Source organism: Rhodoplanes elegans (genome assembly GCF_016653355.1).
In the GTDB taxonomy this organism is placed as follows: domain Bacteria; phylum Pseudomonadota; class Alphaproteobacteria; order Rhizobiales; family Xanthobacteraceae; genus Rhodoplanes; species Rhodoplanes elegans.
The window spans coordinates 18135-29280 of record NZ_NHSK01000319.1 but is presented as its reverse complement, the minus strand read 5'-3'; the positions used below and the strand labels follow the sequence as shown (position 1 = coordinate 29280).

Annotated in this window: 12 protein-coding genes; 5 read left to right on the top strand and 7 right to left on the bottom strand. The window is 65.6% G+C overall.

The features are described 5' to 3' along the window. Window positions 1-232: 232 nt before the first annotated feature. The 3 genes from tnpB to CCR97_RS31290 form a co-directional block, all read right to left on the bottom strand. A complete protein-coding gene (gene tnpB / locus CCR97_RS31300) occupies window positions 233-583 on the bottom strand; it encodes an IS66 family insertion sequence element accessory protein TnpB (RefSeq protein ID WP_111355762.1) in 351 nt (116 codons plus the stop codon). Further along, window positions 580-966, bottom strand: a complete 387-nt coding sequence (tnpA, locus tag CCR97_RS31295) for an IS66-like element accessory protein TnpA (RefSeq protein ID WP_170145702.1) — start codon at window positions 964-966, stop codon at window positions 580-582. Before tnpA ends, tnpB begins: the two co-directional genes overlap by 4 nt. Before the next feature lie 178 nt (window positions 967-1144). Beyond that, window positions 1145-1843: a GntR family transcriptional regulator gene (locus tag CCR97_RS31290; RefSeq protein ID WP_170145701.1), complete on the bottom strand. Its 699-nt coding sequence runs from the start codon at window positions 1841-1843 to the stop codon at window positions 1145-1147. A gap of 192 nt (window positions 1844-2035) precedes the next feature. On the opposite strand from CCR97_RS31290, the gene CCR97_RS31285 reads away from it, so the two are divergent. The 5 genes from CCR97_RS31285 (at window position 2036) to CCR97_RS31265 (ending at window position 7229) form a co-directional block, all read left to right on the top strand. Then, window positions 2036-3019 (top strand): tripartite tricarboxylate transporter substrate binding protein, encoded by a 984-nt coding sequence (locus tag CCR97_RS31285; RefSeq protein ID WP_111355759.1) that lies wholly within the window; start codon window positions 2036-2038, stop codon window positions 3017-3019. A gap of 69 nt (window positions 3020-3088) precedes the next feature. Next, a complete protein-coding gene (locus tag CCR97_RS31280; RefSeq protein ID WP_111355758.1) occupies window positions 3089-4231 on the top strand; it encodes a mandelate racemase/muconate lactonizing enzyme family protein in 1143 nt (380 codons plus the stop codon). Window positions 4232-4238: 7 nt separating this feature from the next. Continuing rightward, window positions 4239-5117 carry a fumarylacetoacetate hydrolase family protein gene (locus tag CCR97_RS31275; protein WP_111355757.1) on the top strand — a complete coding sequence of 293 codons (879 nt, stop codon included), beginning with the start codon at window positions 4239-4241 and terminating at the stop codon, window positions 5115-5117. An 8-nt stretch (window positions 5118-5125) separates the two neighbouring features. Beyond that, the gene (locus CCR97_RS31270) at window positions 5126-6082 is read left to right on the top strand and encodes an NAD(P)-dependent oxidoreductase (protein WP_111355756.1); all 957 of its coding nucleotides are present in this window, start codon (window positions 5126-5128) and stop codon (window positions 6080-6082) included. Window positions 6083-6089: 7 nt separating this feature from the next. Then, window positions 6090-7229, top strand: coding sequence for a mandelate racemase/muconate lactonizing enzyme family protein (locus CCR97_RS31265; protein ID WP_111355755.1), 1140 nt, complete (start codon window positions 6090-6092; stop codon window positions 7227-7229). 468 nt (window positions 7230-7697) lie between these two features. On the opposite strand, the gene CCR97_RS31260 is transcribed toward CCR97_RS31265, so the two are convergent. The 4 genes from CCR97_RS31260 to CCR97_RS31250 are packed head-to-tail and all read right to left on the bottom strand — an operon-like array spanning window position 7698 to window position 11011. Beyond that, window positions 7698-8612 (bottom strand): plasmid partitioning protein RepB C-terminal domain-containing protein, encoded by a 915-nt coding sequence (locus CCR97_RS31260; protein ID WP_111355754.1) that lies wholly within the window; start codon window positions 8610-8612, stop codon window positions 7698-7700. Further along, window positions 8609-9520 carry a plasmid partitioning protein RepB C-terminal domain-containing protein gene (locus tag CCR97_RS31255; protein ID WP_111355753.1) on the bottom strand — a complete coding sequence of 304 codons (912 nt, stop codon included), beginning with the start codon at window positions 9518-9520 and terminating at the stop codon, window positions 8609-8611. The genes CCR97_RS31260 and CCR97_RS31255 overlap by 4 nt, the downstream gene beginning before the upstream one ends. Next, entirely contained in the window at window positions 9520-10065 is a 546-nt protein-coding gene (locus CCR97_RS32465) for a hypothetical protein (RefSeq protein ID WP_338049170.1), read from the bottom strand. Before CCR97_RS32465 ends, CCR97_RS31255 begins: the two co-directional genes overlap by 1 nt. Beyond that, window positions 10040-11011, bottom strand: a complete 972-nt coding sequence (locus tag CCR97_RS31250; protein WP_338049169.1) for a recombinase family protein — start codon at window positions 11009-11011, stop codon at window positions 10040-10042. The genes CCR97_RS32465 and CCR97_RS31250 overlap by 26 nt, the downstream gene beginning before the upstream one ends. Window positions 11012-11146 lie beyond the last annotated feature (135 nt).

Below are 11146 nucleotides of genomic sequence, written 5' to 3'. Positions count from 1 at the left end.
TTCTTCGACGCCGCCGCCAGCCGCCGCAGATCGGCCGCCGAGAAATCCGTCCGCAGAGCAACCGCTGTCGCCATGGCGCGAATCCTCCCGCGCCGAGCGAATCACATCCGCCCGCTCCCCGGAATCCCCAGCGAGTCAGTCACAGAGGCCTTTGGTACGAATCAGCGGAGCGCATCACCCGCTGATCGAATCACACCGGGATGCCTTTGTGAGCCCCGGACGAGGCGCCGCGTCACCCCGCCGCGTCGGGACGCCACGTGTACTGGGGGGCGCGCCAATCGATCCCGGACAACAGGTAGCCGAGTTGCGCCGCCGAGATCGCCACCGTCCCGTCCGCCGGCGACGGCCATAGAAACCGCCCGCGTTCGAGCCGCTTCGCGAACAGGCAGAAGCCCTGACCATCGTGCCACAGGATCTTGATCAGTCCGCCACTGCGGCCACCGAACACGAACAGATGTCCGCTGTGCGGGTCCCGTCGCAACGTCTCCTGGACCTGCAGCGCCAGACCGTTGAAGCCCTTCCGCATATCGGTGTGGCCGGTCGCCAGCCACACCCGCGCGCCACTCGGGATCGGGAGCGTCATCGGCGGCCGACCTTCGCCAAGGCGTCGATCACGGCCGTCAGCGTCGTGGGATCGACCACACCCGAAATCCGCAACTGAGGGGCCGCCAGGAACTCCACTTCGATCGACCCGCTCGGCGCCACCGCAATCGAGCTGGAGTCCCCCGCCACCCGAGGCTCAGGCAAGATCGTTGCCTCGGCGAACCCGGCCGACGGTCGCGTCGGACCACAAAGCTGCTGCCGCCACCGGAACAGCTGGCTTACGTGGATCCCGGCCTCCCGCGCCACCGCCGAGGCCACCACCCCCGGCTCCATCGCCGCCGCGACCAGCCGCTCCTTGTCTTCCCGCGTCCACCGTCGGCGCCGCTGAATCGACGTGATCACCTGTACACGCGTGTTCGTCATTAGGACATCCATAGAAATAGTCCTAATGACCTCGCCGCTCAGGCAGCCGGACGCAAGACGGCCCTCACCGGAGGGACACGGATTAATGGAACGTGCGCCTTCGCTCGGGAGCGCCTCGCCGCCCCAGCGGAGGCGATGCGCTTCGGGCAACTTGAACGCTGATGCGGGAGCGGCCCGCTCAGGCGCATCTACGCTGGATGATGTCGTCGGGGCCGGCGAGACCTTCGAGATAGCGGGCCGCGCCTTCGATGTCGGCGACGATCTCGGCCTCGGCGGCCGCACCGTCGCCGCGCCTCAGCGCCTCGCAGACGGCGGCGTGATGATCCATACCTTTGCGCTGCAGCACGTAGTGCGGGACCACGAAGGACAGGACCGGCCCGCAGCGGAGCCATAGGTTCTCGATCATCTCCTGGAGCACCGAGACGTCGGCCATCGCATAGATGGCGAAATGGAACTCTCGGTGAACGTCGAGATAGCCGGTGAGGCTGTGCCGCTCGACCATGCCCTGCATGGTGCGCAACCCGGCTTCCAGCGCGACGAGCGCTTTGGGTTCCGTCCGGGCGGCGGCCTCGCGCGCCGCCCGCCCCTCCAGCTCGCAGCGGACGAGCGTCAGATTGCGCAGCTCGCGCACTGTCAGGGTCGGCACCACGGCCGAGTTGCGCGGCCCCTGGTGCAGCACGCCCTGAGCGACGAGCCGCGAGATGGCGTCGCGCACCGGCGTGATCGAAATGCCGAAAGTCTCGGCGAGATCGCGCAGCAGCAGCGGCCGCCCGGGTGGGAAATGCCCCGCCAGCAGCGCGTCGCGGAGCTGGACCTGGGCGAGGTCCCAGAGTGGCTCGCGCTCGATCTTCTTCAGCTTGGCGGCCGCTTTCGGCATCTCTTCGTTCCGGGTCGCTCGGGACCGGCAGTCTCGGGGCGCGACGCGCCCACGGCGCCCGGCGCGGTGCACCGCCATGCGTTATCGCACGCGGCTCGTGCGGCGCAACCGGCGTGGCTGCAATTCCCCGATTGACAAGCTAGGCGCAGCGTTGTTTGTTGTAACAAATAACAAGGAGGAAGGATAGCCCCGATGCCAAGGAATTCTCTCGTTTTTGCCGTCGCTTTTGCCGCGGCGCTCGCGATGCCCGGCGTCGCGGCGGCTCAGTCATCGCCGTCGGGATTCCCGACCCGGGACATCACCTTCATCGTGCCGTGGAATCCCGGCGGGTCGAACGACGTGATGGCCCGCCAGCTCCAGCCGCTGCTCAAGGAGCAGGGCATCGGCCTCATCATCGAGAACATCGTCGGCGCGAACGGCGCCATCGGGCTGCGCCGGGTCGCCTGGTCGGATCCGGACGGCTACACGCTCGGCATGGGCACCAGCTCCACGCTCGCCGCCATCGCCCAAGGCAAGGCGCAGCTCAGGAACGACCAGTTCACCCACCTGGTCCGGGTCTCCACCGACCCGCTGCTGCTCGAGGTGCCCGGCAAGAGCCAGCACCAGCCGCTCGAGGCCTTCCTGGCACACATGAAGAAGAACCCCGGCAAGGTGTCGATCGGCACGCCCGGAACTTACAACGTCAATCACATCTTCGCGGCCATGACGGCCCGGGCGGCCGGCACGACCTACGTCAACGTGCCCTACACGGGCGGCTCGAAGGTCATCGCCGACCTGCTCGGCGGCCATCTCGACGCCGGCGTTCTGAAACCCTCGGAGAGCATCGGCCAGATCCAGGAAGGGTTGGTGAAGCCGATTGCCGTGTTCGCCGACACCCGTCTCGAGCAGTTCCCCGACGTGCCGACCTTCAAGGAGAAGGGCCACGACATCTTCCCCTACGGACCGGTGGTGCAGATGGCCTATGTGGTCGGCCCGGCCAATCTCCCGCCCGCGATCCGCGAGCGCATCACCACGGCGTTCCGCAAGGCCATCCAGGATCCGCGCTTCAAGACCTTCGCCAAGGAAAACTCCTTCCTGGTCGACGACCTCACCGGCGACGCCCTCGCCAAGGAGGTCGACGCCGTCACGGCCTCGCTGCGCGAGGTCGGCGCTCAAGTCTTCAAAGATCAGCCGTAGAGAAGCCGCGCGGGCGCACGGCTGCGTGCGTCCGCCCCGTCCTCCCGTCTCGAACGTCAAGGCAATCGCGTGAGCAAGATCAAATCCGTCACCACCCACGTCGTCGCGGCCCCGGTGGAGAAGCCGTTCACGTCGTCACGCGGCTGGCTCTACAAGATGCGCGGCACCTGCCTGGTCGAAATCGAGACCGACGACGGCGTCGTCGGCTGGGGTGAGTGCTACGGACCCTCGGCCGTGGCGAAGAGCTTCATCGACACCCAGCTCGCCGCCCATGTGATCGGCCGCGATCCCTTCGACGTCGAGGTGATCTGGGAGTATCTCTACAACCGCATCAAGGACTACGGCCAGACCGGCATGGCCATCGCCGCGATCAGCGGCATCGACATCGCGCTGTGGGATCTGATCGGCAAGCTGACCGGCAAGCCGGTGCACAAGCTGATCGGCGGTGCCTTCCGGACCGAGGTCGAAGCCTATGCGACCGGTCTCTACTTCATCGACTTCGACCGGCTGATCGAGGAAGCCGTCGAGGAGGCCGAGGGCTTCTGCGCTCGCGGCTTCCGCGCCATCAAGATGAAGATCGGTCTCGGCGACCTGAACCGCGATGTCGCCCGCGTCGCGGCCGTGCGGAAGGCCATCGGTCCGAACGTGCGGCTGATGGTCGACTCCAACCACTGCTTCTCGGTGCCCAACGCCATCCGGCTCGGCCGCAAGCTCGAAGAGCTCGACATCGAGTGGTTCGAGGAGCCGATCTCGCCCGAGGACATCGACGGCTATGTCGAGGTCACGCGGGCGCTCGACATGGCGGTGGCCGGCGGCGAGAACGACTTCACCCGCTGGGGCTTCCGCGACAAGATCGTCCGCAAGGCGATGGACATCGTGCAGCCGGACGTGTGCGCGGCCGGAGGCATCACCGAATGCAAGAAGATCGCCGCGATGGCGACCGCGCACGGCGTCGAATGCGTGCCGCACGCCTGGGGCTCGGCGGTCGGACTGGCGGCCACGCTGCAGTTCCTGGCCGCGATTCCCGATCAGCCGCCCTGCCTGTTTCCGCGCCCGCCGCTGCTCGAGTTCGAGCAGGAGGAGAACCCGTTCCGCGATCATCTCGCCAAGGAGCCGATCGTCCAGCACAGTGGCATCGTGAAGATCCCCGGCGGCCCCGGCCTCGGCATCGAGGTCGATCGATCCGTCATCGACAAGTACCGGAAGGCGTGAGGCGACGATGCGGTTCGTGACATTCGAGCACGGCGGCACCGTGCAGGCCGGCATGCTGACCACCGGCCCGGACGGCGACACCGTCCTGGCGCTCGGCCATCCCGCCTTCCGCGACGTCGTCGGCCCCGAGCCGAACGTCATCGACCTGATCAGGAGTGGGCTCGACGGGGTCGAGACGCGAATCGCCGCCGTGACGGCGCCGGCCGATGCCCATCTGCCGCTCTCGAAGGTGCGCCTGCTCGCACCGTTCACGCCGGGTCACATCATCGGTGCCGCGCACAACTTCCGTGACGCCGTCGCCGAGCGGAAGATCGCGCCCCCCGAAAAGCCCGTCACCTTCGTCAAGGAGCCGAGCGCGGTCGCCGGGCCGACCGACGCGATCGTGGTGCCGCCCGGCATCGGTGGGGTCACCTACGAGGCCGAGCTCGCCGTGGTCATCGGCCGCCGCGCCGAGGCCGTTGCCGAAAGCGAGGCGCTCTCCTACGTGGCCGGATATTGTGTGCTCAACGACGTCAGCGCCTCGGACGTGATCAAGGCCGACGGCCATTTCCGTCGCGGCAAGAACTTTCCGACCTTCTGCCCGATGGGGCCAGCCCTCGTGTCCGCCTCGGAGGTTCCCGATCCTCAGAACCTACGCGTGTGGCTCGCGATGGACGGCGTCACCTTGCAGGACGGCACCACGGCCGACATGCTGTTTTCAGTCGCGACTCTGATCAGCGTCCTCTCGGCCTTGCATCCGCTCGAGCCGGGCGACGTGATCGCCACCGGCACCCCGGCAGGGGTCGCGCCGATGCGCACCCCCCCGACCTGGCTGCGGCCCGGCGCCGTTCTCGAGACCGAGGTCGAGGGCCTCGGCCGCCTCGTCAATCCGATCGTCGAACAGTGAGTCCTCCGATGTCACAGAAGCCCACCGTGCTGCTGACCAATCCCATCCACCCGGACGGTGAAGCGATCCTGGCGCCGCATGCGAACTTGATCTTGGCGCCCGACACCAAGGCGGACACGTTGCGGGTGCTGGCGCGCGACGTCGACGGCATCATCGTGCGTGCGCTGCTGCCCGATGACATCTGCGACCATGCGCCGAAGCTGAAGGGCATGGTCCGCCATGGCGTCGGCCTCGACTTCATCCCGGTCGAGCAGGCGACCCGCCGTGGCGTGATGGTGGCCAACCTGCCGGGCTGCAACACCCAGGCCGTGACCGAGTATTTCTTCGCCGCGCTGTTCCGGCTGCGCCGTCCGCTCGGCGACATCGAGGCCGTGTTGCGCCGCGACGGCTGGAACGCGGCGCGTCCGCTGGCGGATGCGACCCGCGAGGTCGCCGGCGACACGCTCGGCGTCATCGGGGTCGGCGCCATCGGCAGCCGCATCGCCCGCATCGCCCGCGAAGGATTCGGCATGACGGTGATCGGCGTCAACAAAGGACCTTTCCCGGAAGGCGTCACCGAGGTGTCGCCCGACGAGCTGTTCTCCCGTAGCGACGTTATCGCCGTCACCTGCGCCCTCACCGAGGAGACCCGCGGCCTCGTCAGCCGCCGCCTGATCGGCCGCATGAAGCCCGACGCCGTGCTGATCAACACGTCGCGCGGGCCTGTGGTCGAGACGCAGGCCCTGGTCGACGCGCTCACCGCGGGCGCGATCGCGGGCGCCGCCGTCGATGTCTACGACAGCCAGCCGGTGCCGGCCGACAGCCCGCTGTTCTCCGTGCCTCGCCTGCTGATGACGCCGCATGTCGCGGCCATCACGGCCACCAGCATGCGGGCCATGACGCTGGGATCCGTGGACGAGATGCTCCGCATCCTCCGCGGGGAGCGCCCGCAGAATCTCGTCAATCCCGCTACCTACGCCGCCTGAGGCCGCCATGCGCATCCGCGCCGTCACCGCCGTTCCGATCTCTTTCCGGGTCCCGCAGGGGCAGAACGTCACGCTGGGCATCGGCCGCGCCGTCAAGCGCGACGCCGTGCTGGTGAAGATCGAAACCGATGAGGGCCTCGTCGGCTGGGGCGAGGCGCATCACGGCCGTTGCCCCGGTGCGATCGCCCGGCTGGTGGACACGACGATCGCCGAGCTGGTGGTCGGGCTCGATGCCCTCGACGTGGTCGGCGTTTGGAGGCGCGTACACCAGATGCAGCTCGCCAGCCACGGCATGGGCGCCGCCGCCGCGATGGCGCTGTCCGGCATCGATCTCGCGCTGTGGGACATCCGGGCCAGGGTCGTCGGCTGGCCGCTGTACCGCCTGCTCGGCGGCGCCTCGAAGCCTATCAAGGCCTATGCGGGCGGCATCTCGCTCGGCTGGCAGGCCCCCGAGTCGCTCGCCGACGAGGCCCAGTCCTATGTCGAGCAGGGCTGGCGCGCTCTCAAGCTGCGCTGCGGCGACACCGTGCCGCGTGACGTCGCGCGGGTCCGGGCCGTGCGTGAGCGGCTCGGCGACGAGATCGACATCCTCGTGGACGCCAACACCAATTACAGCCTCGACGATGCGCGGCGCGCCATGCCGGCCTTCGACGAGCTCGGCGTCGGATGGCTGGAGGAGCCGTTCTCACCGTTCGACGACCGAGCCTACGAGACCGCCACGGGCTTCGGCAACGTGCCGCTCGCGGCCGGCGAGAACCACTTCACCCGCTTCGACTTCACCCGCCTGATCGACGGCGGTGCCGTGATGTTCTTGCAACCGGACCTCTCCAAGACCGGCGGTGTCACCGAAACGATGCGGATCGCCGCCGTGGCGTCGGCCTGGAAGCTCACCATCAACCCGCACACCTCGGCGACCGGCGTCAACATGGCCGCGACCCTCAATTTGCTCGCCGCAATCGACAACCCCGGCTATTTCGAGGGCGACCTCGCTAAACACAACCCGTTCCGCGACGAGGTCGGTGGCCTGCCTTACCAGCTCGACGCCGACGGTTGCGTGTGGCCTTCCGAGACGCCGGGCCTCGGGCTGGAGGTGGACGAGGATTTTATACGCGCCCATCCGCTGATCGAAGGGCCCTGTTACGTCTGACCTCGACTGTCGCGTGTTTTCGCCCAAAGACGACTAAACGGAGTCGCGTCTAAAAGGTCGCGAATTAGTTCACGGCGCCGACCGAACCGACGACGGCCTCTGGGCCGCGATCGGCGGTCTCGTCCGCACATTTGCCCCGGCGTAATGTGCCAATACTTTGCTGACGCGGGCTACGATACAGTTTGATCGGATTCCAATCTAGCGAGCGGCGCCTTCGATGGTGGCGCGTTCGAATGCCATGAGGTGCGACGAAACACCGGCATCGAGCATCTCGAGACCCGGCACGACGTTGAACCTCGAATCACCCGGTCTCGACGCGCGGGACTGGAGACCACGGCATGACGAGGCTCACCACGATAACCGCAGCCGTGCAGCCTGTGGGGGACCGCCGCGCTCGATTTGCCCAGCCGAACGGCTTTTCCGCAGTCCGCGCGCTTAACGGGTGCGAGCCCTCAATGGTTGGTGTCGCTATGCCGCTTCGGACGGTACCGTCGACGTCATTTCGGCGATGGTCTGGAACTCGGTCATGTATTCGGGCCGATGCTGCATCAGATAGCGAACGATTCGCCCGTTCCCGAGCAGCCTGGCGAGATAGCCTTTGACAACGGTCAGATGTAGATGGTCCTTGCCGTAGGAATCCTGGATCGATGTGATCGCCTCCTGGAGACGACCGAGTTCGTGCTCCAACCGCGCCATGGCTTCCGGCGTCATTCCCTTCAGCCGCTTCGGCTTCTCTGCGTCCACGAGTTGCGCTTGCGGGGTTCCGGCCAGAATCGCAGAGACGTAACTGACCGAGTAGTTGTTGGCATTGATCAGGAGTTCGGCAGCCTCGATCTGCCGTAGCGGTTTCATTTTGCGAAGGACCTCGAACGCCGCCATTGGACAAGGCTTGTCTTTGAGCAGCGCGACCACCTCCTCGCATATGCCGTCCAGCATGCGGACCTTCCGTTGCACGCTGTTGACATTGATGTCGAGCGCTTTGGCCACTTTCTCCTCCGGGACGCCGCGCTCGATCGCGCGGCGGATCATCTTGTGCTCCTGTACGGGCGCAAGCCGGCTTATGCGCTTGTTGTAAGTGAATGCCTCGTCATCCGTGGACACCAGGCACTCCACGTCGGTCAGGCCCATGTCCTTGAGGATCTCGATCCTGAGATGCCCATCGAGCAAGAGAAAGGCGCCGGATAATTTGGGATCCCGCGCGACCACAGGGGGCTCGACGAGTCCGACCTCGCGAATGGAGGCGGCGATCTGCCGGTACTTGTGGCTCGACTTCACGGTTCTGCGCAGCTGGCGTACCGGCAGGATCGACGCGATCGGTAGGAGAACGCAATCGTCCTCGAACGCGTGGGTGACCGCCTCCGATCGGCGTGTCTCGCGCTTCATGATCCGGTTCTCCTATCCAGCTGCTTTTCCAGGTATGCAGGCATGGACTCCAAGCCTTCCGCACGCAGCAACGTGACGAAGTTCTCGTCGGCGCGGAGCGATCGTAGCGCTTCGACAACGAACAGGAGGCGGTTGTGCGTGACCTCCGCCTTTTTGACCATCAGTTTCTGGCGGTCCGCCTCTCGTCGATAAACCCGTACGAGGGCCTCGCTCGTGAGCGGGCGTCGTGATCCGTCGCGGCGGCCGAACGGGCTTTCGGAGACATGTCGTCCGCGGTTCTGCCTTTGATGCAGAAGGCGGCGAACTGCAACGAGCTTCTTCCCGCGGAGCTTCTTTTCCGTGTACGCCTGCGTCAGCGCTCGCTGCGCTCCCTCGTCGTCGCTGCGGGCGATCTCGATGGCGAGGCTCAGCGGAATGAGACCCGTCTCCACGGCGGCGACGAGCCGCTCCTCACCTCTTTCGAGAAGACCGGCAATCATATTCACGTATTCCGGGCTGACGCCGATCTTGGCTGCGATCTGACGGTCGTCGTAACCGCGCGTCCGCAACGCTCCGACCTCCTGAAGGAGATCGATTGCCCGGTGCTGCCGGCGAGCGCAGTTTTCGACGAGGCTCATCACCAGACAGTCGCTCTCGTCGGCATCGATGACAATCGCCGGGATGACGGTTTGCCCGAGCTCGATGAATGCTTCGAGTCTCCCCTGGCCGCAGACGAGGTCGTATTCGGCAGGCTCGGTGTCTGCATGCTTGCTCACCGTTATCGGGCGCTTCAGGCCGATCCGGGCGATGTTCTCGACAATCTCCTCGAAATTCCGTCTGTTTCGAGCACGGGGATTCAGGATCCGGATTCGATCCGTCGGGATGAACGCAACCTGTTTTCGATCAACCCGTGTAGCATCTTTGATCATCACGCGGCCTCGGCGAATTTGACCCTGGCGCACATCGCGAAAAAGAAGTCGAGGTTGTCGAACCGGTACGCATCGAGCGAGAGCCCATTGTATTCGGACAACCTCAGGCGGGACGCTGCCATGTCGATACTCGGAAGCACGTAATAGTAGAGCGGCCCCTCGTTCAGCTCGTCCATCCGGATCGCAATCGAAATATCGGGCACGAGTCCCGTATCCAGGCGGATACGCCAGCGCAGCGAGCCATTTGCCGCTGCGAACGCCCTTGCAATCACGACCGAGACGGTGAACTCGCCGTTGATCGACAACAGATCGGTGATCGGGTCCCGGATCGCGCTGCCGCCCGCACGTTCGACGCCGGTGATGATCTCGGCGACGAATTTCGGATGAGACCGACGGAGCTCTCGGTTGATCCCGATGTAACGATAGTCGCGGTCGGGCTCGTAGCCGATGAGCTCGTAGGCACGCAGCAGGCTTCCGAAGCGGTGGCGATAGACGCTCGACGACGGCATCTCCTCGCGCTCATCGATCGTGAGACCCGAGAGCACACCTTGTTGCTCCAGCAGCGAGCGGAGGAGGGCCAGGAGTTCCTCGTCCGAAAAATGCTGCGAGCGCGTCCACGATTGCGCGGGCTCTGTCGAACAGAGCTCGGTCGACAATGGAGGGGTAAGCGCTTTCCGCGCGGACCCACATCTCGCGTGGGTTCACGACTCGCCGCTGTTTCAGCTTGAAAGAGACCTTGTTGAAAACGTTGTTGCCAATGTACTTCTCGTTCGTGAGCACCTGATGCACCGAGGCACGCGTCCAAGGACGCCCGAGGTCGGAAAGCACTCCCTCAAAATTGAGGGCTGCAGCGATTTCTCGCTCCGGGCGCCCGTCGTCGACGAACATCCGGTACATCCGGCGGACCACATCGACTTCGTGCGCTGGTCCCGGCACGAGGACGACCCGATCGGTTTGCAAGCTCTTGCGTTCGCCCCTGGCGAGTTCTCCCTTGGCGTTTCGATGCTCGTCCACAAGAACTCGGCGCAGTCCGTAGCCGGGCGCGCCTCCTTGGCGAAAACCGAGTTCGACGAGACGGCATTGTCCGGCAAATACCTTGACTGACAGCTCGCGGCTGTACTCGCCGGCCATCACCCGCTTCACCGTTTTCAGCAGGTTGGAACCGATCGATCCGTCGTTTTCGAATTGCTCGCCACAATAATGGACACGAATTCCGGCCCGGGAGCAGACGTGCTCGTGGTAGGCGCCTTCGTCGGCATCTTGGTATCGGCCCCACCTGCTGACGTCGTAGACCAGGATGGCGGAGAAGTCGGCGTTGCCGGAGTGAACTTCCGCCATCAGTCTTTGAAGGGCCTCACGGCCGTCGAGCCGTAGCCCGCTCCGGCCGGAGTCTTCGAAGACACGGAGGATTTCGAGTCCTCGCGCCGAAGCGTACCGACGGATCACATCCAGTTGGTTTTCCGTCGAGTATTTCTGGTGATCGGTCGACATGCGGACATAGGCGACAGCGGGTATCGTGACGCTCGCGTCGTGGTCCTCGGTTCGACGAATGGCCGATCCTTGTCTCCTCACCGCGACATCCTCATGCGGTTTTCCCGCAGCACTGTTGCACGGCACTGGCTCACT